Source organism: Paenibacillus sp. 2TAB19 (assembly GCF_052115185.1).
In the GTDB taxonomy this organism is placed as follows: domain Bacteria; phylum Bacillota; class Bacilli; order Paenibacillales; family Paenibacillaceae; genus Pristimantibacillus.
The window spans coordinates 61,508-81,826 of record NZ_JBFRGE010000024.1; the positions used below are offsets into that span (position 1 = coordinate 61,508).

Genomic DNA, 20,319 nt, shown 5'->3' on the forward strand with positions numbered 1-20,319 from the left:
TCTTGTATTCTCCTTATTTTCGAGATACTCTAATTTCTGCATCGAGCACTGGTTTTATCCGCAAGATTTAGAATTATGTGTCCCCCCGGGGGATATAATAAAGCGGACTTCAACCAAATTAAGGAGAAATTGTGCACATGCGAACAAYGATGGACGACCGCAATGAAATTATCAATGATGCCAAATTGTCGATATGCGCCCTCGGAGGCGTCCATGAAATCGGTAAAAACATGTACATCGTTCAGTATGGAGACGATATTGTTGTTATTGATGGGGGCTCTAAGTTTCCAGATGAAAGCCTTCCTGGCATCGACCTCATTATTCCGGATATTACGTATTTGCTGCAAAACAAGGACAAGGTCGTCGGGATGATCGTTACGCATGGTCACGAGGATCATATCGGAGGAATTCCTTACCTTTTGAAGCAATTGAATATGCGTATATACGGCACCGCGCTTACGCTTGGATTAATCAAAGGCAAGTTGAAGGAGAACGGATTGCTGGACCAAAGCGAGTTAATCCCTATTGACGGAGATTCCAAAATTGAACTGGGCTCGATGAGCGCTACCTTTTTCCGCACCAATCATAGCATTCCCGACTGCATAGGCATCGCTTTCGAGACGCCTGAAGGCGTCGTCGTCCATACGGGCGACTTTAAGTTCGACCTGACACCTGTAGGGGGACAATATCCCGATATTCATAAGATGGCTGCGTTAGGTGAGAAAGGCGTGCTTGCGCTGCTCTCGGAGAGTACAAATGCCGAACGGCCGGGCTTCACGCCCTCTGAACGTGTTGTCGGCAAGCATATCGAGGAAGCGATCCTGTCTGCGAAGAACCGCGTGTTCATATCCACCTTCGCCTCGAATGTTCATCGGCTTCAACAAATTATCGATGCCGCCGTAATAACCGAACGTAAGGTTGCCTTACTCGGTAGAAGCATGGTCAATGTGGTTGCTGTAGCTACCGAATTAGGACATTTGACCATTCCGGAAGGGATGCTCATCGATGCTACGGCCATCTCTGAAGTGGAGAGAAGCCGGATAGTCGTACTTTGTACAGGAAGCCAAGGCGAGTCTATGGCGGCGCTTGCCCGCCTGGCAAGCGCCAGCTACCGCGGAGCCGAAGTCTTGCCGGGGGATACCGTTATCCTTGCATCATCTCCGATACCAGGAAATGAGCGGGCTGTTGCCACCGTTGTCGACAACCTGTTTCAGTTGGGGGCGCATGTTATTTACGGATCAGGGTCTACAACTGGACTTCATGTATCCGGTCATGCCAGCCAAGAGGAACTCAAGCTGATGCTGACGCTTATGAAGCCGACCTATTTCATCCCGATTCACGGCGAATATCGGATGCTGTTGCAGCATAAGTATCTTGCCGAGTCGGTAGGCGTTCAATCAGATAACATCTTTATCGTAAACAATGGAGATGTAGTCGATATCGAGCAGGGGGTTGTTGTACAAACCCGTAAAATTCCGGTGGGCAATATGTTGGTTGACGGGTTTGGCATTGGAGATGTCGGGAATATCGTCCTTCGCGACCGCAAGCATCTTTCCGAGGACGGCATTATAGTCATCGTCGTGACGCTTAGTAAATCAGATGGGTCGATCTTGTCAGGTCCGGACGTCATTTCGCGCGGCTTCGTCTATATGCGGGAGTCGGAAGGCTTGATTGATGCAGCCAGCAAGCTCGCGTTAAAGGCAATCGAGAGCCTGCACGAGGATGGCAAGCCTGTGAAGTGGACCATGATGAAACAGAAAGTCAAGGAAGCCGTCGGCAAGTTTCTGTATGCTCAGACAAAAAGAAGGCCTATGATTTTGCCTATCGTAATCGAAGTATAGGTAAAAAAATTTCAAGCAAGAAAAAAACGACTTTGTATGGTGCTTACGGAACAATAAATGTTACCGGGAAGCTCCTGCACAAAGTCGTTTTTCGTTAATTCGTTAATCGAGTATAGCAGATTGCGGTATTGCTTTAGTTGGAGTAGCTTGGGAAGCTATTGCTGTGCATATGCGATTGAGCATTGGTTTGGGAGTAGGCCGGAATGTTGCTTGCGCTGTACGATGCCGTTGTAGAAGCGGAATGTGAAATTTGTTGGCAAATGGCATTGATTTGTTGAAGCTGTTGAATCGCCGTTTGATGCCCTTGAAGAGCAGTTTGAATGATTGAGGCTGCTTGATGCTCTCGTTGTGCGATTTGCTCAAGCTGCATCGCATTGTTTTTCTCTTGATTCAACAATTGCTGGTACTGCATGGAAGCTTGTTGTGTTTGATGTACAAGTTGTTGGATTAGCTGTTCGGCATGGGCTAGTTGTTGTTGTTGGGAAACAACTTGGTTAGGTTGAAATGGGTTCATGTTATTATTCCTCCAGTAGAATTAATTTTTGTGACTTGTCTAATTTGAGAAATGCCACGGTTAAATATGCAATGATAATTTTCTTCTTATTCCCATCTCATGATGCTCTAAGCAGTTCCCTTGCGAGCTTTGTCTTTTTGATCAGGCTTAATCGCCCATAATGCCAGTAATGCGCAAGCTAACCCCACACCGCCGTACATATAGAACATGGAGGATTGATGCTTTAACAACAACGAGGCGACAAGAGGACCGGAAGCTACACCGATAAATCTTGCGCTGCTATATAAGGAGCTTAATGTCCCTCTCTGTTCCTTTTCGATTCCTTCCGTTATCAATGCATCCAAGCTTGGCAGCGTGATCCCGATTCCGATTCCTCCGATAAATAGGAGGGATAGAAGAAATATCTTCCCTGCTAAAGGAGCGAAGCCGCAGACGATCATTGCTGCTGATAGTATCGTTGTTCCTGCTACGGTACACCATCTCATTGTTGATTTATTATCGCTTACCCACTTCCCTGTCAAATACGAAGCCAAGCAAATAGCTATTAATGGAATGGATAGCAGCATGCCTTTCCATATCCCATTCAGATGATAGCGTTCTTCAAGGTGGGTCGACAGGAAATAAAGGAAACCGAACATCACGAACATAGCCATGCCGCCGATCGTAAATACGGCATACAGCCAGCGCCCTTCTCGGGCGATAATCGGCTTAATGATTTGAAATAGTTTCTTAAGTGTTAATGAATTGGACTTACTGGACTTCGGAGCTTTAACAAAGATTAGGATTAATATGACGGATATCAACGAAATAATCGGGATAATCGCAAGTGGCAAATACCAAACAACCAAAGCTAGCGCTGACCCCAGAATAGGGCTGAGCACTTTACCGAAGGTATTAGAGGTTTCGATCATGCCTAATCCCTTGCTGACTTCCTCTTCGTTCTTGAACATGTCACCGACTAACGGAAGCACAATGGGGAAAGCGCCGGCAGCCCCGATTCCTTGTATAATTCGACCAATCAGAATCATTCCATATGCATGAACACCCATTAGCCAAGCGGCTAAGCCTGAAACTACCCCCCCGATACAAGCGAGTAATAATCCAATAAGAATAATCCTTTTTCGCCCGAAACGATCGGAGAGATAGCCGGCTATGGGAATACAAGGAATCGACACGACGGCATAGAGCGTAATGATTAGACTGGATTGAACGGATGAGATTTGAAGTTTCTTCTGCATCAAGGGAAGAACGGGAATCAACATGGAATTGGCAAGCGTCATTATTAATGGAATCGATGCTAGTGCAGCTAAGTCCCTTTTTTTGCCGTCCGGCATAAGAGTCACCAATCGCTTTCTGAGTAGGGATGGCCAGCAAATATCGACTTATCATTTCTAAAGGATTACGATCTTAATCATTGGCTTTAATCCGACTATTTATGTGCGAGAAGTATGAATAAAACGAATATTTTACATMTACGTAGTTTGTGAATATTCAGCGCGTTTCTGACGGAAAATAATCAAGCTTGTATTCTAACTTGAAGAGGGGTAAGAAGATGAAGAAGTGGTTAACAGTCTTTAGCCTAGCAGCATGCTTGATGATTTTCTCCGCGGTTCCAGCCTTTGCCAACAACGCGACACGGATGTATGATACGCCGGCTGACGACGTTCGTCATGGCGTCAACCAAGGAATTAACGCAACAAACCGCGCGCTTGGCACGGACATCAATCGTATTGATAACGGGAATACGGTGCGCACGAATAACTACAGAACGAATGCCGTTGATAACGACGATGGATTTGATTGGGGCTGGCTTGGTCTTCTCGGTTTGATAGGTCTTGCGGGTATGAGAAACCGCGGYCGCGAACGCGATCACGCTTAAAGTACAGTTATTCGTTCATGTTTAGTCGTCATAACCAAAGAACTCCACTCTGATGAGGGAGTTCTTTGGTTTTTTGTACGTTCACCAATCAATAAGATTTGGTTCGAAGCGATAACACGAAACATAACGCTAAAATGACGGAGGCTGCAAAATAGGGGAAATTGATGTTTAGATCGAATAAAACTCCTGCGACGATCGGACCGGAAATGTTGCCTAAGCTCGTAAAAGCGGAGTTAAGGCCTGCTACATAGCCTTGCTGACCGAGTGCCATCTTGGACATCTGCGTGCTGATTGCCGGGCGAAGGATATCCGTGGCCAAAAATACGATGAAGGTCACAACGACAACGAGCCAATATTTATGTACGAATAGGGTCAGCAATACGAATACAGCCGCGATGATCAAACAAATCGAGATCACTTTTTTCTCGCCAAAATGGTCCAATATCCATCCAAAAATCGTTAATTGCACGACTGCGCCGGAAATTGAGCCGAAGGTAATAATAAAGGCAATGTCCTTGGCAGTGAACTGGAACTTATGGTCCACGAACAAGCTGAATACCGTTTCATAATTAGCGAGTCCGAACGAGGTGACGAATACGAGGATCAAGCTCATAAAGTAGGGCTCTTTGTACGAGCGGAAAAGCTGACTCAGCAGCCGTTGTTTGGCGGGATTGGCCTGCTGAGCAGCTTCTGTACGGTTCTGCTTCGAATGAGCAGACTCCGGCAAGACAAGCGCTGTAATGAGGGCGGCGACAAGCCCGGCAACGGCAGCAGCATAGAACGGGACTCGCAGCCCGAATTCGGCCAGATAGCCGCCAATACCCGGTCCGATAATGAACCCGGTTGTAATGGCTGCATTAATATAGCCCATGCCGGCAGCTCTTTCCTCATTGGATGTAACATCCGCCGTATAAGCCATAACGGCAGGCATAATAAGCGCTGCGCCAACGCCTCCGAGCATTCTGGATACAAAAAGAAACAGCGGCCCGTTCGAGATGCCGAACAGCCACTCGGAAACAGCGAATACAATCATGCCGGCAATAATTAGTTTTTTGCGACCGAGTGAATCCGACAGTCTTCCTGCCAGCGGCGAGAACAACAGTTGCGTTAAAGAAAAAGCGGCAACAAGCAAACCAACGATGCTGCCGCTAATATGCAGTTCGTTCATGTACGTCGGCATGATTGGAATGATAAGTCCAATACCGGTGAATACCAAGAAGATGTTAAGCATGAGCAAAAGGATGGTGGCTCTATTTCTAAGCAGTAATGACATGATGTAAGAACCTCCGAGTATTGATACTATAATTTGCTTTAATTACCTTGGATCTATACCATTTGTTGCTTTCACTGGACTATTCCGCTGCGAATTAATCGACTACGATGCGGAACACGACGGGATGAGTGCTTCGGACTGTCGTTGTCTTGATCGTGAGTGCTTCATCTGTCCGTTCCCATACTGGCTTTTCCTCGAAGCCGAGTACCGTAATATCCTTAATCAGCGCCTGGAAATGATGCGAATGGTTCTTGAGCGAGCGAATGTTCACGACTCCGTTCTCCGGATAGACCAGAACGGTCGCATAGAGAATGCTCCCCTTGACGGTGAAGCGGATATCCTCGCTAGTGAATGCTTTCCCTTTACCGTCGGTGAATTGGCCTTCCTCTACTTCGGTCGGGCCTTCTCCAAAAACTCGCCAATAGGTGGAGTCGTAGATTGCCTCACCATTCACTTGAAGCCAGCCGCCGATATCAAGCAGCACTTGGCGGTCTTCTTCCGAGATTGATCCATCGGCTTTCGGTCCGACGTTGAGCAGAAGATTACCGTTTTTGCTTACAATATCGACCAAGTCGCGAATGATCTCGACAGCCGGCTTATATTCATTATTAACGGAATGTGACCAAGAGTTTCTTGCGATGGCTGTATCCGTCTGCCAAAAGTACGGCTTCAGCTCTGCGAACTGTCCGCGCTCAACGTCAGGAACTGCTGTGCCAAGCATGAAGGCATCATGCTTGTAATTAATAGCTGCCGGATAACCGAGTTCTGCCGCTTTGTTGTAGTAATACGCGGCGAACTTCTTTAAATACGGCTTGAAAGCTGCGGTTTGGATCCACCAGTCGAAATAAAAGACGCGGGGCTGGTAATTGTCGACAAGCTCGCAGCAGCGAATGAGCCATTCCTCCAAGTACTGCTCGCTAGGCGGCGAACCTAATAGATCATGATGGTCGGGCTCGGGCATGGCCGGCCAGTAGAAGTCACCGATGGCAAGCGGCTCCTTAATATCGGAATCGAATGTTTTGCCGTGCGACATGAAGAACCAATGCTCCGCACGATGGGAAGAGGCGCAGAATACGAGAGCGTTACGCTCGAAGGACGTTTTCATCTCTCCTAGCAGATCCCGCTTCGGACCCATGTCGTATGCGTTATATGGAGAAACGGCGCTTCGGTACATCTGGAAGCCGTCATGATGCTCGGCAACCGGCATGACGTACCTTGCTCCCGATTGCTTGAACAGCTGCGCCCACTCTTCGGCATTGAAATTAGCCGCCGTGAACATAGGAATGAAGTCTTTGTAGCCGAAATCCTTATGTTCGCCGTAAGTGGCGAGATGATGCTTATACTCGTCGGAGCCTTGAATATACATATTTCTTGAATACCATTCGCTGTAATGCGCTTGAATGGAATAAAGCCCCCAATGAATGAAGATGCCGAACTTTGCGCGGCTGTACCAGTCAGGTACCTCGAACGCCGATAGCGAATCCCAATTATCTTTGAATTTCCCCTTGGAGATCGTAAGGTCAATCGTTTGCAAATATTCGCTTTTGTCTATCGTGTTGTTTACACCCATTTGTCATGCTCCTCCTTAACAACAATTTCATTCCTTTTCATTGTAGTATTAAGGCGAGCTGCGCCCTAGGTAGAACATTAACATTCTCTTGTACAAAACTAACTTCCGATTGGATAATAGATCAGTACGATCCTATCATATATCATTTTAGTTAGCTCTTCGATTTTGTATATTTTAAAGGATAGCTTTAACTATTCCCGAACAATACGATACACGTCAGGAGAGCGAATTAATGGATGCTTATTTATTTGTACATTTTAAGGAGAAGAAGACGCCGGACGGCGAGCAGGTTTATTTTGCGCTGAGCAAGGACGGATTCAACTGGGAGCAGGTGAATGACGGGTTGCCGGTCCTATGGAGCAAGCTAGGGGACGAAGGAGTCAGGGACCATACGATTGTACGGACTAGGTCAGGCAAGTTTTATATTTTAGCAACGGATCTTGGCCTTGCTAATGGCTTCGATACCAAATACAGAGGCAGCTGGGGGAACATAGGGAGAGAGGGGAGCAAATGTCTTGCGATGTGGGAATCGGACGATCTCGTGAACTGGTCTGAGCAGCGGATGATTCCTTTAGGCGATGAAGACTTCGGTTGTTTGTGGGCGCCGGATGTTATCTATGATCATCGGAATGAGGATTATGTCATTCATTGGTCCTCTGCCCACGCCTCCAACAACTACGGGCACAAAGCGATCTATTATACCCGAACGAAAGACTTTGAGAGTTTCACGGAGCCGAAGTTGCTATGCCGTAAGGACGGAAGCGGCATTATTGATTCCGCCATTTACGAGGAGAACGGCTTATTCTATCGTTTTCTTAAGAGCGAAGCGGATCCTGCCAGCATTATTTTGCAAAAAGGAAAAACGCTCACTGGCGAATATACGCGAATTGAAGCGTTCGACGCGGAGATGGCGAAGCTTGAGAGCACAGCGTATGAAGCGCCGACGGCGTTCAAGCTTGCCGATGGGAGATGGTGTTTATTGCTTGATTTCTACGGCGTACAGGGCGAAGGTCAAGGATATGTTCCATTCATTGCTGATGACATCGATAGCGGAGTATTCATTCGTTCCGATGCAAGCTTCAACTTCCCGTACCGTTTCAAACACGGTACTGTTCTAACCATCACCTCGGAAGAATACGATCGCATTCTCAGAATCAAAGCTTAACCGCATCCATGCAGATACCGGCGATGGCGCCTAGAAGGACTACGAGCCAAGGCGGCAGTTTCCAATAAACCAATAACACGAATAAAACTGCCGCCAAAGCAAAGTCGACAGGCCCTATGATTGAGCTTGTCCATATCGGATGATAGAACGCTGCCAGTATTAAGCCTACAACACATGCATTTATTCCCATAAGGGCGCTCTGCACATTCGCTATTCTTCTAAGCGAGTCCCAGAAGGGAAGAGCGCCTGCTATAAGCAGGAAAGCAGGAAGAAAAATGGCAATCGTTGCGATTATTGCGCCGAGCCAGCCGTTCAGCATAGCGCCTAGATAGGAAGCGAACGTGAACAAAGGTCCCGGAACAGCTTGCGCTGCGCCGTATCCGGTAAGAAACTGTTCTTTTCCTATCCCGAGAGCGCCTGCAAGTTCTGTCTCCAGCAGCGGCAATACGACATGACCGCCGCCAAACACAAGAGAGCCCGCGCGATAGAAGCTGTCAAAGAGGGCTATCTCATTCATCGGTACTAGTATTCTTAGGATAGGCAATCCTACTAATAGCGCTGCAAATGCGATTAATAGAAAAGCCCCGCGTTTTCGGCTGACAGGCACGATAGTCTTAGGCAGCTCAGGCAATCGGTCAGTCTTGAACAGGAATACGCCGATTATACCCGCTATGATGATCAGGCTTATTTGACTGTAAGCGCTTTGCCACACCAGGCTGACTGTCGTAGCCAGCACAGCAATCGTAATTCTAGTCTTGCCTTGTGTAAGCTTCTGGCCCATTCCTAGAATCGCTTGGGCAACGATTGCGACCGCCACGATCTTCAATCCGTGAACCCAACCAGCAGCTCCAATATCGACATGCTGAAGCAGCATGGCAAACAAAGTTAATGCAAGTGCAGAGGGCAAAGTGAATCCAATGAAAGCGACAATCCCGCCAATGATGCCTGCTCTTAGGATGCCAATACCGATTCCGACCTGGCTGCTTGCCGGTCCCGGCAGGAATTGGCTTAAAGCAACTAAGTCCGCAAAGCTCCGCTCGTCCAGCCAGTTTCTGCGTTTTACGTACTCTTCATGAAAATAGCCCAAATGAGCAATCGGACCACCGAAAGACGTTAATCCAAGCTTAGTAGAGACCATCAGAACTTCTAGCAGCGCCCTTAACAACAGTTACGACTCCTTCCATTCATAGCATTCTAACTATATTACCATTCAAGCGCATGGCTTTGTTTTAAGATATGATGTTATTTGTTCTCTCACTTATCTGCCGATCCTCGATCRCGATATTGCTTGGGGGTCATATTAGCGTGTTTTCTAAATAGTTTAATGAAATGGGTTTGATCGTAATAATTGAGCTTCGAAGCAATCGTTGACAGAGGCTCGTCGGTCAGCTCCAGCAGCCTCTTCGCCTCCTCCACTCTTTCCTTCTGAATGTATTGGCTAATAGTCATATTTGTTTCTTTGCGGAACAAATGCGACAAATAATTTCTGTTCAAGTGAGTCAGCTCCGAAAGCTTTTGAAGCGGGATATCCTCGTACATGTGGTTGAAAATATATGCCTTGCAGGCCGCAATCGGCCGAGAAGAGCTGTTCATCTTACTGATGCTTACTCGCTCGGTAAAGTCGAGAAATGCATCCATTAGGGCTATATCAACCGTTCGCGCATCCCTTAGCTCCTCGATATGCTGGATATGCAGATCACTTAACGTATATGCGAGTTCAGCTTGCAATCCTCCATCCATCGCCGCGCGAGTAGCAAGGGTAATGCCGCTTATGGCCAAGTTTTTGATATTCCGCAACTGGCTTCGCTTGGAGAGCACGCCTGCTCCTTCAAAGGGAAGGGTAATCATCATGTTAAGAAGAGCAGCTTTGTCTCCGTTGCTGATCGTTCTTAGCATCCTTGTCTCATGTTCCCGATCCGAATGGAATAGGGACAGCTCCCTGCGATTGGAGAGCGTTAGCTCGGCACTGTCTTCATATAGAAATCGCTGCTCATGGCGGAAGTTGTACTCCAGCACATCGGTGATGTCTAATGCCTCGCCGTTCACAAGTAAATAAGACAGCACACTAATGTGGAACAATCGCGAACGGTTCACGACAGGCAGACTACGCAAATATTGAAGCCACATCGCTTGCTGCTTATAGGGAACTTCATTGTCGTTTAGGATATTGCTGACAACCATTTCGGACAATGCCTGAGTAGTAACGGGACCAATGATCATTGTACCGATGCACTCCTGGTTCCGATGAATGGGGAGCAATATATACTGGTCCCAATACGGTGTCGTATGCACAATGGGGAGAGTGAAATCCTGAGCGTTCGGTTGGAGTGAGTAAATAAGCGCAAGCTGCTCACGGTAAAGCGGACGGGTCTGGTCATTGCAGCTGGAGGTCTCGACATATTCCAAATCGCCGTTTTTGCAATGAACCGGCAGTTGGATGCTTTCATGGATAAGCTTGCACAAGTAAGAAAGTTCAATATGGGAGTTTGTAGCATGCATTCGAAATCACCGCCTTACAATCATCTTATTTTTCTAATAAATATACCATAAAGAGTAAGCGTCTTCATTTATAATCTTCTTGCAAGATAAGCGAAATCATAGGAAGAAGGAGGAAATACAAAATGAAACGCGATCTTCAAAAACTAATAGCTCAAATGACGTTGGAGGAAAAGGCGGGGATGTGCTCCGGACTCGACTTTTGGCATCTGAAAGGTGTTGAACGGCTCGGTATTCCTTCTATTATGGTAACAGACGGTCCGCATGGGTTGCGCAAGCAAAAAGGCGACTCCGATCACTTGGGTGTTTTTAATAGCGTTCCCGCCACTTGTTTCCCTTCTGCGGCAGGACTTGCCGGCTCGTGGGATCGGGAGCTGATCAAGCAAGTTGGCGTTGCTCTAGGCGAAGAATGCCAGGCAGAGGATGTTGCCGTGCTGCTCGGACCTGGTGCCAACATAAAACGTTCTCCGCTTAATGGACGCAACTTCGAATATTTTTCGGAGGACCCGTATCTTTCGTCTGAAATGGCGGCCGCTCATATCGGTGGCGTGCAAAGCCAAGGCGTCGGCACCTCTCTGAAGCATTTTGCCGTCAACAACCAGGAGCATCGCCGGATGTCGGTAGATGCGGTCGTAGATGAGCGTACGCTGCGAGAAATTTATTTGGCAAGCTTTGAGGGTGCTGTCAAGAAAGGTCAGCCATGGACCGTGATGAGCTCTTACAACAAAGTGAATGGCACGTACGCATCGGAGAATGAACGTTTGCTTACTCATATATTAAAGGAAGAATGGGGTCATGAAGGGTTCGTCGTATCCGATTGGGGCGCCGTCGACAAACGCGTGAATGCGCTGGCTGCAGGCCTTGAGCTTGAGATGCCGGCAAACAATGGCTATAGCGATAAGGAAGTCGTCGAAGCGGTCAACAGCGGAAAGCTTTCGGTGGAGACGCTTGATCATGCGGTCGAAAGGCTGCTTCGGATTATTTTCATGAGCGTTGACCATAAGAAAGAGAATGCCTCCTATGACCAAGACGAGCATCACCAGCTGGCTCGTCAAGTGGCGCGTGAAAGTATGGTGCTTCTTAAGAATGAGAGCTCGCTGCTTCCGCTAAGCAAAGGGATGAAGATCGCTGTCATTGGCCCGTTTGCCGAGAAAGCGAGATATCAAGGCGGAGGAAGCTCGCACATCGTACCTACAAGGATGGATGTGCCGCTTCAGGAGATCAAGCAGCTCGCCGGCGATTCCTCATCGATCCTGTACGCGAAAGGGTTCACTCTTGAGGGCGATCTAGAGGATGTTGTGCTGACGGAGGAAGCGAAGAGGGCGGCAAGCGAAGCGGAAGTGGCCATTATTTTCGCCGGGCTTCCGGATCGGTACGAGTCTGAGGGTTATGACAGAAGCCATATGCGACTGCCCGACAATCAGAATCGTATCATCGAAGCGGTTGCGAGCGTGCAAAGCCGCATCGTCATTGTTCTGATGAACGGATCTCCCGTCGAAATGCCATGGGAAAACGATGTTACTAGTATTCTTGAAGCGTATTTAGGAGGGCAAGCGGTTGGCGGAGCAATAGCAGACATCCTGTACGGCATCGCCAATCCAAGCGGCAAGCTGGCAGAAACATTTCCGATGAAGGTAAGCGACAATCCTTCGTATTTATTTTTCCCGGGATCGGGTGATCGTGTGGAGTATCGGGAGGGTCTGTACGTCGGTTATCGGTACTATGATGCGAAGCAGACGAAGCCATTGTTCCCGTTCGGACATGGACTGAGCTACACGACATTCGATTATTCGAATCTGACGATTGACCGCAAGGAGATCAACGATACGGAAACGGTAAACGTTCAAGTTACGGTTACGAATACGGGACTTCGCGCAGGCAAAGAAATCGTACAGCTCTATGTCAGGGATGTAGCGAGCACGATAGATCGGCCTGATAAGGAACTGAAGGGTTTCGCCAAGCTAGAGCTTCAGCCAGGGGAACAGAAGACGGTTATGATCGAGCTCGATAAACGCTCATTCGCGTATTACAACGTGGAGTTGAAGGATTGGCATGTGGAAAGCGGACAGTTCGCGGTATTGATTGGCCGTTCGTCGGAAGATATCGTGCTCAGCGATACGCTGAATGTCACATCGACCGTCGAATTACAAGCGACGTACCACCGGAACTCGCTGCTTGGAGACTTGCTGAACAACCCGAGAACAGCGCCGATGATCGGGCCGATGCTTCAGCAGATGCAGAGCATGATGCCGCTAGGCGATGATGCCGAAGAGCATGGTGCCGAGATGATGAAGGCGATGATGAACTATTTGCCGCTGCGCAATTTGGTGTCGTTCAGTCAAGGCGCGTTTACGGACGCGATGCTTTCCGACCTGCTCAATCAATTGAATCAATCATAGTTCGCCTATGTTCATAAAACCGATTCCTGCGGGAGTCGGTTTTATGTTGTGGTATGATTTTATCGTAAGAGATACATAGAACTAGATTCAAATCAGGAGGAAGAAATATGAGGAAATGCGATGTGGATTTGCCGGAGCCTAATTTATTAAAGGAACGTATGCGCAGGCTAGCGGCGCTTGATCTGATATTATGCGAGGAAGATTGGCTATGCGTTCATCAATACATGCCTGATTGGGCAGAGGGCGTAGAGGTTGGGAAAATCGACAATGGGGCCGGCGACGATTTGTTTGTTGTTTTTGCACAGGGAGGTGTCATTGTAAAGGGCTTTGATCATGAATCTCCCTATAGTCCACATGCGCAGGATGAGTATGGAGTATGGCCAGGCATGTATGAGCAAGTTCCTGAAGCTTTGCTTCAATATGTGCAGGATGAAGCGCTAAGCACGGAGGACGTAACGTTTTGTTATTGGCGCATTCAAGGCGACGAGCACTGGTATAGCGGCGAATATGAGCGACCCGAGGGAATGGACGACGGCTCGGAATTTTTACTTGGCTACTTGAACGATACAGCGGATAGCTATGCCGAGTGGGCGAAGAGTTATTTTGAGGTTGAGGTGGACTTACCAGCGGTGCGGCAACTAATCGAGGGTGGAAGGACCTCGGCGGCAAACATAGCGAAACTTAATCCGGAGCGGAATATCGAGGATGTTCTCGGTCAACTGATTGAATTAGGCGTGACCATTGAATAGGAAGGTGCCTAATCGCCTTAATAGCGATTAGGCACCTTTTATGATTTATAGAAACTTTCGGCTCGTCTTCTTCCCATCGCAGCTGAACACGATCTTCTTATCTTCGACAAATGTCTCCAGATGAACGTTCTTTCCCCACAGCTGCACGACATAAGGCAGCGTACGCTCCACATACTTAAGGTCCAGCTCCGTGCCTTCATAGTTGTGGCTCAGATACAGCTYGCCGACGCGGTTGAAGTCGCCATCCTTGACGTAGAGGCTTGGGAAGCCGCCATTTACCTTCGAATATACGAGCTGCTCGCGGATGTTTTCCCACGATTTATCGGTAATTTTCCACTCCGGTCCTTTTTTCTCGAAAATGTACAGGTCGAGGTCGTCGACAAGCTCCTTGGTCAAGTAATTACGCAAGAAGGAGATGTCGGAATCGAACTCTCGCACCTCGAAAATTTTGTCCCGTCCTTTGCCCGGCACGCGGCCGAAGCGCGCCATTTCTTCCTTCGTCGGCTTATCCCAGCGGCGCTCGATATCCTCGAATATTTTCAAGCCTAAGTAATAAGGATTGAGGCTATGACGTGAAGGAACGACGACGGACGAATTAAGCTTGGCAAATTCGATCGTCTCGTCGCTCGTCAAGTCGAGCTCGCGGATAATACGCTGATGCCAATAGGAAGCCCAGCCTTCGTTCATAATCTTAGTCTCGATCTGCGGCCAGAAGTACAGCATCTCGTCACGAAGCATCGTCATGATGTCGCGCTGCCAGTCCTCCAGAATCGGCGAGTATTCTTCGATGAACCAGACGATATCCTTCTCCGGCTCCGGAGGGAAGCGCTTGACATCGGAGGCTTTCGCCGCCGCTTCTCGCTCGGCGATAAGTTCGGGATCTAGATTCCATAGATCGTCATAGGACGATACGTATTCGTTACCGCTCGTACGCTCTTTTTCTTTCTGATTCATCTCGATATACCGCTTCTTATCAAGCTGATAGGGCTTAATAAGCGTCGGATCGACATGCTCCTGAATAGCGAGAATCGCATCGATGAATTTCTCGACCGCTTCCGTGCCGTAATCCATCTCGTATTGGCTAATGCGCTCGGCTGTAGCGGACATGCTCTCGACCATGTTGCGGTTGGACACGCCGAAGCGGGCGTTGTTTTTGAAGAAATCGCAATGCGCGAGAACGTGGGCGACGATCAGCTTATTCTGAATGAGCGAGTTGCCCTCGAGGAGGAAGGCATAACAAGGATTGGAGTTAATGACGAGCTCGTATATTTTGCTGAGGCCGAAGTCGTATTGCATTTTCATCTTATTGAACGTTTTGCCGAAGCTCCAATGCGAGAACCTTGTCGGCATGCCRTAAGCGCCGAACGTATAAATAATGTCCGCCGGACATATTTCGTAACGCATCGGGTAAAAATCGAGTCCAAAGCCTTGCGCGATCTCGGTTATCTCATCGATGGAACGCTCCAATGCGCGTATCTCATCCTGGTTCATCCGTCATCCCTCCGCATTCGAAAATACGATTCATACCATATGTATGTCATTGGGATTTTTAATATGCGGATCTCTTAGCTAAGGGCTGTTTTATTAAGGGATAGGCTCTTACCTATTTTACAACCGTACTGGTAGGCGGCTGCATAGGATAAAGGAATGAAATTACGATGAGGAGAATGATCGTGTATCCTATAAATAATACCAACTGGAATCCTTACAATGAATACATGAGAATAACGGATTATGGACAAAGGCCATTAGTAGTGGATATCGAACAGGCTGCGGAGCAAAACGATACTTACCGAACGGCGCTATGGACAGGGAAGTACTTTCAAGTTACCCTAATGAGCATTAACGTTGGAGATGATATCGGACTTGAAGTTCATCCAACGACGGATCAATTCATTCGGATAGAGGAAGGCCAAGGACTTGTCCAAATGGGTGATCGTAAAGAAATATTGGATTTTCAAGTTATGGCTCGTGACGGCTATGCAATTATGGTGCCGGCTGGCATATGGCACAACGTAACCAATACAGGGAACACGCCGCTTAAAGTATACGTTATCTATGCGCCTCCACACCATCCATTCGGCACGGTACAACAAACAAAGGCAGATGCCCTGTCTGCTGAATAGCGATCCGGTTCGATTTTTCATCCTACTCGCTCATATAATACTGGATTGGCCTCCCGATTTGCGTTATCTTATACGTATACAGGTATAGGACAGATCAGAGGAGCTGATGCAAGTGGCTTATCACTATAATGATGAGATGAAGAAGCGCCTTCGCCGATTGGAAGGACAAGTACGGGGCGTGCTAAGACTGATGGAAGAAGAGAAGAACTGCAAGGATGTCATCACTCAGCTGTCGGCAGTCCGTAACGCGGCAGACAAAGCGATCGCGCAGATCGTTGCTGAGAACCTGCAGCAGTGCATCCTGGAGGAGCAGCAATCCGGCGGGGATACGAACAAAGTAGTGAAGGAAGCAATCGAGCTGCTAGTGAAGAGCCGTTAAAAAAAGTTAGAATCAAAATAAAGAACCTGCAAGAGGAACGACCTTCCGCTGCGATCATCGCAGCCGTCGCTTCCGTCTTACAGGTTCTTTTCGTTTTGTTTGATGCCGTACATCGCTTGGTCAGCGTCGCTGATAAGCTCCTTTAAGCTGGAACCAAGACCGTAGTTCGCGCTGATGCCAATGCTCGCGGATACTTGAATGGTATGGTCGCGAATAAGGAACGGCTCCTTGATCGAGTCTCTGATCTTGCCGGCTACGAATTCGATGTCATTGTTGTCCACAAGATGCTGGAAGCAAATGAGGAATTCGTCGCCTCCGTAACGGACGAGAACATCGCTCTTGCGCACACCCTGCTTTAGCCGGGCAGCAATCTCGAGCAGCAGCAGGTCGCCGAAGTCATGTCCGTAGGTATCGTTCACGTCCTTGAAGTCATCAATGTCGATGAACATTACGCTGAACTGCTTGTCTGCCCCGTTCTGATAGAGATGGCTTAGGTAGCGCCGGTTATACAGTCCTGTCAGACTGTCGGTAACGCTAGCATTCTCTAACTCAATGACATAGCCAAGGATAGCGGCCAAAGACTTCACGAGGGAGAGCTGCTGCTCATTCAGCTCAATCGACTCGCTCCCTAGCAAGCAAATCGCACCAACCGCGTCATTGCTGCTTGTCTTGACGGCAACGCCAACCATAGAGCGCTGAGCAAGCTGTGCCGCTGCGGGGAGTCCAGCCAGTCTTGAATCGTCAGACAAGTCGTTAATCATAAGATGGGGGGCGTTATGGCTATGATCAATGATGAGCTTGCAGAGCGGTGTCAGTAAAGATTGCGGTATCGGATCCGAATCATCGCTGCGATTGAACGCTTTCAGGATGCGATTGGAAGCTATATCGGATGTTGCGATTAGGATCATGTTCACTTGAAGGAAATGCTTTAATGTGTCTAAGATATGTTCGGCTGCATCTTCTAGTGAGCGGTCGTAACTGCTCATGTTCTCAACTCCTGCCGTAGTGTTGAAACAAGGGAATTCCCTTCTTATTCCATAGTAGTCGAAAAGACATATATACTCAAGGCTGAATTCACATTTAATTGGGGATTTTGCACTATGTTTTTTGGTATAAATAGTAAGCGTATCAAGGAGGTTGGAAAAACACAGTACAATACTCATTGGATAAACGAAAACATTAATTCAGTTACCTTTAAAATTAATGCTTGAATTAATTCTTATCTTATTGTTAAATGAATTTATGAAAGGGTTATCATCGCGTAATCTAATTAATTCTTTTATTAACATTAACTAAAATGAGGTGTAAACGGATGGCAAGCAACAAGRCAACGATGATCGTAGACAAGGACTTTATTGTCGGGGAAGTAGATAAGCGTATTTATGGTTCATTCATTGAACATTTGGGACGCGCCGTATATGGCGGCATTTATGAAGCGGATCATCCGACGGCGGATGAGCAAGGCTTCCGTTCGGACGTTATTGAACTCGTGAGAGGCCTTGATGTACCGATCGTTCGTTATCCTGGCGGCAACTTTGTATCCGGATACAACTGGGAAGATGGCGTTGGCCCGCTTGATCAACGTCCAAGAAGGCTTGAGCTGGCATGGAGAACGATTGAACCGAACTGGATCGGCTTTAATGAATTTATGGATTGGTGCAAGAAGGTTGGTACGGATGCAATGATGGCCGTCAACCTCGGTACGCGCGGCATTGACGAAGCACGCAACCTAATCGAATATTCGAACCACAAATCCGGCTCGTATTGGAGCGATCTTCGCATCTCGCACGGCTACAAGGATCCGCATAACGTGAAGACTTGGTGCCTCGGCAATGAAATGGACGGCCCTTGGCAGATCGGCCATAAGACGGCTTATGAATATGGACGGCTGGCGAATGAGACCGGCAAAGCAATGCGCTGGGTAGACCCGACGATTGAGCTCGTTGCTTGCGGCAGTTCTTACAACGGAATGCCGACTTACCCTGAATGGGAAGCAACTGTTCTGGACCTTTCGTATGATACGGTTGACTATATTTCGATTCACCAATATTATGGCAACAGGGATAAAGATTCGCAAAACTTCCTTGCGCTCTCACTGGGCATGGATGAATATATCGATACGGTAATTGCTACTTGTGATTACATCAAATCGAAGAAACGCAGCAAGAAAAAAATTAATCTTTCGTTCGACGAGTGGAATGTATGGTATCATTCCAACGAACAGGACAGCAAGATCGATCCATGGTCGATTGCCCCTCCGCAGCTTGAAGATATCTACAACCACGAGGATGCGCTGCTTGTCGGCTGTATGCTGATCAGCATGCTGAAGCGTGCAGACCGCGTGAAGATGGCGTGTCTTGCCCAATTAGTTAACGTTATTGCTCCGATCATGACGGAGAACGGCGGCGCGGCATGGAAGCAAACGATCTATTATCCATATATGCATGCCAGCATCTTCGGCCGCGGAACGGTACTTGTGCCGCTCGTAAAGTCGCCGAAGCATGATACGAAGCAGTATACGGATGTTCCTTACTTGGAATCCGTTGCCGTGCATAATGAAGAGAAGAACGAAGTAACCATATTCGCGGTTAACCGTCATCTGTCCGAGTCGCTCTCCTTCGAGATCGATCTGCGAAGCTTCGGTGCTTTCCAGCTTATCGAGCATATCGTGCTCGAAAATGATGACCTGAAAGCATCCAATACGGCTGCGAATCCGGACAACGTGAAGCCGCATACGGCGGGCAACGCTACGATTACGGACAACGGCAAGATCGAAGCGCAGCTTGCCAAAGCTTCGTGGAACGTGATCCGCATTAAGTTGTAATCGCAAGCACGATTGGCTTCAAAAGTTGCATGGGGTGTCCCAAGCTGCAATCGCGGCTTATGGGATGCCCCTCTGTTGTCAGAACCGTTAGCTGCGCAAAGWCGCAGCTAACGGTTCGTGCGTAGCGACAGCCGTTTACGCTTGTATAATGGAAGAAGGAGGCGATCCAAACAAATGATTCATGCAAATACCGATTCGGAATGGCTTCCATTATATGAAGCGTTAGCGAGCCAAGTGCGCTTATCTATCATTAATCTGTTGTCGAGTAAACCGATGAACGTGAAAGAGCTTGCCGAATCGCTCGGACTAAGCAGCGCCATCGTAACGATGCATGTGAAGAAGCTGGAGAAGGCGGGGCTAGTCCATACGAAAATGGTCCGAAAGGATGGCGGCACGCACAAAATTTGCTCGCTTGCCGAAAGAACGATTGCGATCGAGCTGCCTCATCCGATCCCCGATGTGAAGAAAATGCATGAGATTAGCGTGCCCGTCGGACATTATACGCAGTTCGAGGTACATCCGACATGCGGTATCGCTACGGTTGACAAGACGATCGGTCAATATGACGATCCGCGCTTCTTCCTCGAGCCGGAGCGCATGAACGCAGGCATTCTTTGGTTCGGCAAAGGTTTCGTCGAGTACAAAGTGCCGAATTATTTGCTGCCGGGTCAGAAGCCGTTGGCGCTTGAGATTGTGCTTGAGATCGGGTCGGAAGCGCCTGGCATTAATGAGAACTATCCTTCCGACATCTACTTTGAATTGAACGGCAAAGACATGGGCACCTGGACAAGCCCCGGCGATTACGGTGACGTAAGAGGGCGATATACGCCATCTTGGTGGCTGGACAGCGTGAATCAATACGGGCTGCTCAAGGTGATTCGCATTCAGGAGGACGGCACGTTAATAGACGGCCAGCATATGTCCGATATGTCGATCGGAGAGATTGGCCTTGACCGTAACTTTTGGACGTTCAGCATAGGAGTGAAGGATGAAGCTGCTCATGTCGGCGGTCTAACCTTGTACGGCAAAGGCTTCGGCAATTACAATCAAGATATTTTGTTCCGTGTATTCTATGAGGACGCCCGCAGCAACTAAGGCGGCATT

General features: G+C 48.1%; 17 protein-coding genes. 9 read left to right on the forward strand and 8 right to left on the reverse strand.

What is annotated here, in order from left to right; translation table 11 throughout:
• Positions 1-137 precede the first annotated feature (137 nt).
• Positions 138-1,841, forward strand: a complete 1,704-nt coding sequence (locus AB4Z33_RS13220; protein WP_442050358.1) for a ribonuclease J — start codon at positions 138-140, stop codon at positions 1,839-1,841.
• 133 nt (positions 1,842-1,974) lie between these two features.
• Here AB4Z33_RS13220 and AB4Z33_RS13225 read toward each other — a convergent pair whose 3' ends face one another.
• Together AB4Z33_RS13225 and AB4Z33_RS13230 are read right to left on the reverse strand one after the other, a co-directional pair.
• Positions 1,975-2,355 carry an AMP-dependent synthetase and ligase gene (locus AB4Z33_RS13225; RefSeq protein ID WP_442050359.1) on the reverse strand — a complete coding sequence of 127 codons (381 nt, stop codon included), beginning with the start codon at positions 2,353-2,355 and terminating at the stop codon, positions 1,975-1,977.
• A 107-nt stretch (positions 2,356-2,462) separates the two neighbouring features.
• Positions 2,463-3,689 carry an MFS transporter gene (locus AB4Z33_RS13230; protein WP_442050360.1) on the reverse strand — a complete coding sequence of 409 codons (1,227 nt, stop codon included), beginning with the start codon at positions 3,687-3,689 and terminating at the stop codon, positions 2,463-2,465.
• A gap of 218 nt (positions 3,690-3,907) precedes the next feature.
• Here AB4Z33_RS13230 and AB4Z33_RS13235 point away from each other — a divergent pair, with 218 nt between their 5' ends.
• Positions 3,908-4,234: a WGxxGxxG family protein gene (locus AB4Z33_RS13235; RefSeq protein WP_442050361.1), complete on the forward strand. Its 327-nt coding sequence runs from the start codon at positions 3,908-3,910 to the stop codon at positions 4,232-4,234.
• An 88-nt stretch (positions 4,235-4,322) separates the two neighbouring features.
• On the opposite strand, the gene AB4Z33_RS13240 is transcribed toward AB4Z33_RS13235, so the two are convergent.
• Together AB4Z33_RS13240 and AB4Z33_RS13245 are read right to left on the reverse strand one after the other, a co-directional pair.
• Entirely contained in the window at positions 4,323-5,507 is a 1,185-nt protein-coding gene (locus AB4Z33_RS13240; RefSeq protein WP_442050362.1) for an MFS transporter, read from the reverse strand.
• 94 nt (positions 5,508-5,601) lie between these two features.
• Positions 5,602-7,077, reverse strand: a complete 1,476-nt coding sequence (locus AB4Z33_RS13245) for an alpha-L-fucosidase (protein ID WP_442050363.1) — start codon at positions 7,075-7,077, stop codon at positions 5,602-5,604.
• Positions 7,078-7,309: 232 nt separating this feature from the next.
• Between AB4Z33_RS13245 and AB4Z33_RS13250 the strand changes: the two genes are divergently transcribed.
• Complete coding sequence (locus tag AB4Z33_RS13250; protein ID WP_442050364.1) at positions 7,310-8,242, forward strand: glycoside hydrolase family 43 protein; 933 nt, start codon at positions 7,310-7,312, stop codon at positions 8,240-8,242.
• Here the strand turns inward: AB4Z33_RS13250 and AB4Z33_RS13255 are convergent.
• Both AB4Z33_RS13255 and AB4Z33_RS13260 read right to left on the reverse strand, forming a co-directional pair.
• Complete coding sequence (locus tag AB4Z33_RS13255; protein WP_442050379.1) at positions 8,232-9,380, reverse strand: chromate transporter; 1,149 nt, start codon at positions 9,378-9,380, stop codon at positions 8,232-8,234. The two genes, AB4Z33_RS13250 and AB4Z33_RS13255, sit on opposite strands and share 11 nt — an antisense overlap.
• Positions 9,381-9,496: 116 nt before the next feature.
• A complete protein-coding gene (locus AB4Z33_RS13260) occupies positions 9,497-10,741 on the reverse strand; it encodes a helix-turn-helix domain-containing protein (RefSeq protein ID WP_442050365.1) in 1,245 nt (414 codons plus the stop codon).
• A gap of 122 nt (positions 10,742-10,863) precedes the next feature.
• Between AB4Z33_RS13260 and AB4Z33_RS13265 the strand changes: the two genes are divergently transcribed.
• Both AB4Z33_RS13265 and AB4Z33_RS13270 read left to right on the forward strand, forming a co-directional pair.
• Positions 10,864-13,137: a beta-glucosidase gene (locus AB4Z33_RS13265; RefSeq protein ID WP_442050366.1), complete on the forward strand. Its 2,274-nt coding sequence runs from the start codon at positions 10,864-10,866 to the stop codon at positions 13,135-13,137.
• Positions 13,138-13,244: 107 nt separating this feature from the next.
• Positions 13,245-13,886, forward strand: a complete 642-nt coding sequence (locus tag AB4Z33_RS13270; protein ID WP_442050367.1) for a hypothetical protein — start codon at positions 13,245-13,247, stop codon at positions 13,884-13,886.
• 45 nt (positions 13,887-13,931) lie between these two features.
• Here AB4Z33_RS13270 and AB4Z33_RS13275 read toward each other — a convergent pair whose 3' ends face one another.
• Positions 13,932-15,377, reverse strand: coding sequence for a SpoVR family protein (locus tag AB4Z33_RS13275; RefSeq protein WP_442050368.1), 1,446 nt, complete (start codon positions 15,375-15,377; stop codon positions 13,932-13,934).
• Positions 15,378-15,553: 176 nt separating this feature from the next.
• On the opposite strand from AB4Z33_RS13275, the gene AB4Z33_RS13280 reads away from it, so the two are divergent.
• Both AB4Z33_RS13280 and AB4Z33_RS13285 read left to right on the forward strand, forming a co-directional pair.
• Positions 15,554-16,012 carry a cupin domain-containing protein gene (locus AB4Z33_RS13280; protein ID WP_442050380.1) on the forward strand — a complete coding sequence of 153 codons (459 nt, stop codon included), beginning with the start codon at positions 15,554-15,556 and terminating at the stop codon, positions 16,010-16,012.
• Positions 16,013-16,124: 112 nt separating this feature from the next.
• Positions 16,125-16,391, forward strand: a complete 267-nt coding sequence (locus AB4Z33_RS13285) for a metal-sensitive transcriptional regulator (protein ID WP_337104131.1) — start codon at positions 16,125-16,127, stop codon at positions 16,389-16,391.
• A 77-nt stretch (positions 16,392-16,468) separates the two neighbouring features.
• Here AB4Z33_RS13285 and AB4Z33_RS13290 read toward each other — a convergent pair whose 3' ends face one another.
• The gene (locus tag AB4Z33_RS13290) at positions 16,469-17,377 is read right to left on the reverse strand and encodes a sensor domain-containing diguanylate cyclase (protein WP_442050369.1); all 909 of its coding nucleotides are present in this window, start codon (positions 17,375-17,377) and stop codon (positions 16,469-16,471) included.
• 326 nt (positions 17,378-17,703) lie between these two features.
• Here AB4Z33_RS13290 and arfA point away from each other — a divergent pair, with 326 nt between their 5' ends.
• Together arfA and AB4Z33_RS13300 are read left to right on the forward strand one after the other, a co-directional pair.
• Complete coding sequence (arfA, locus tag AB4Z33_RS13295) at positions 17,704-19,215, forward strand: arabinosylfuranosidase ArfA (protein ID WP_442050370.1); 1,512 nt, start codon at positions 17,704-17,706, stop codon at positions 19,213-19,215.
• Positions 19,216-19,389: 174 nt separating this feature from the next.
• On the forward strand, positions 19,390-20,310 hold the full coding sequence (locus tag AB4Z33_RS13300) for an ArsR/SmtB family transcription factor (protein WP_442050371.1): 921 nt from the start codon (positions 19,390-19,392) through the stop codon (positions 20,308-20,310).
• Positions 20,311-20,319 lie beyond the last annotated feature (9 nt).

Excerpts from the sequence above, each read along its gene's own strand:
- AB4Z33_RS13225 (WP_442050359.1), bottom strand. The coding sequence starts at position 2,355 with ATGAACCCATTTCAACCTAACCAAGTTGTTTCCCAACAACAACAACTA.
- AB4Z33_RS13270 (WP_442050367.1), top strand. The coding sequence starts at position 13,245 with ATGAGGAAATGCGATGTGGATTTGCCGGAGCCTAATTTATTAAAGGAA.
- AB4Z33_RS13280 (WP_442050380.1), top strand. The coding sequence starts at position 15,554 with ATGATCGTGTATCCTATAAATAATACCAACTGGAATCCTTACAATGAA.
- AB4Z33_RS13265 (WP_442050366.1), top strand. The coding sequence starts at position 10,864 with ATGAAACGCGATCTTCAAAAACTAATAGCTCAAATGACGTTGGAGGAA.
- AB4Z33_RS13300 (WP_442050371.1), top strand. The coding sequence starts at position 19,390 with ATGATTCATGCAAATACCGATTCGGAATGGCTTCCATTATATGAAGCG.
- AB4Z33_RS13250 (WP_442050364.1), top strand. The coding sequence starts at position 7,310 with ATGGATGCTTATTTATTTGTACATTTTAAGGAGAAGAAGACGCCGGAC.
- AB4Z33_RS13290 (WP_442050369.1), bottom strand. The coding sequence starts at position 17,377 with ATGAGCAGTTACGACCGCTCACTAGAAGATGCAGCCGAACATATCTTA.
- AB4Z33_RS13245 (WP_442050363.1), bottom strand. The coding sequence starts at position 7,077 with ATGGGTGTAAACAACACGATAGACAAAAGCGAATATTTGCAAACGATT.
- AB4Z33_RS13240 (WP_442050362.1), bottom strand. The coding sequence starts at position 5,507 with ATGTCATTACTGCTTAGAAATAGAGCCACCATCCTTTTGCTCATGCTT.
- AB4Z33_RS13230 (WP_442050360.1), bottom strand. The coding sequence starts at position 3,689 with ATGCCGGACGGCAAAAAAAGGGACTTAGCTGCACTAGCATCGATTCCA.
- AB4Z33_RS13255 (WP_442050379.1), bottom strand. The coding sequence starts at position 9,380 with ATGGTCTCTACTAAGCTTGGATTAACGTCTTTCGGTGGTCCGATTGCT.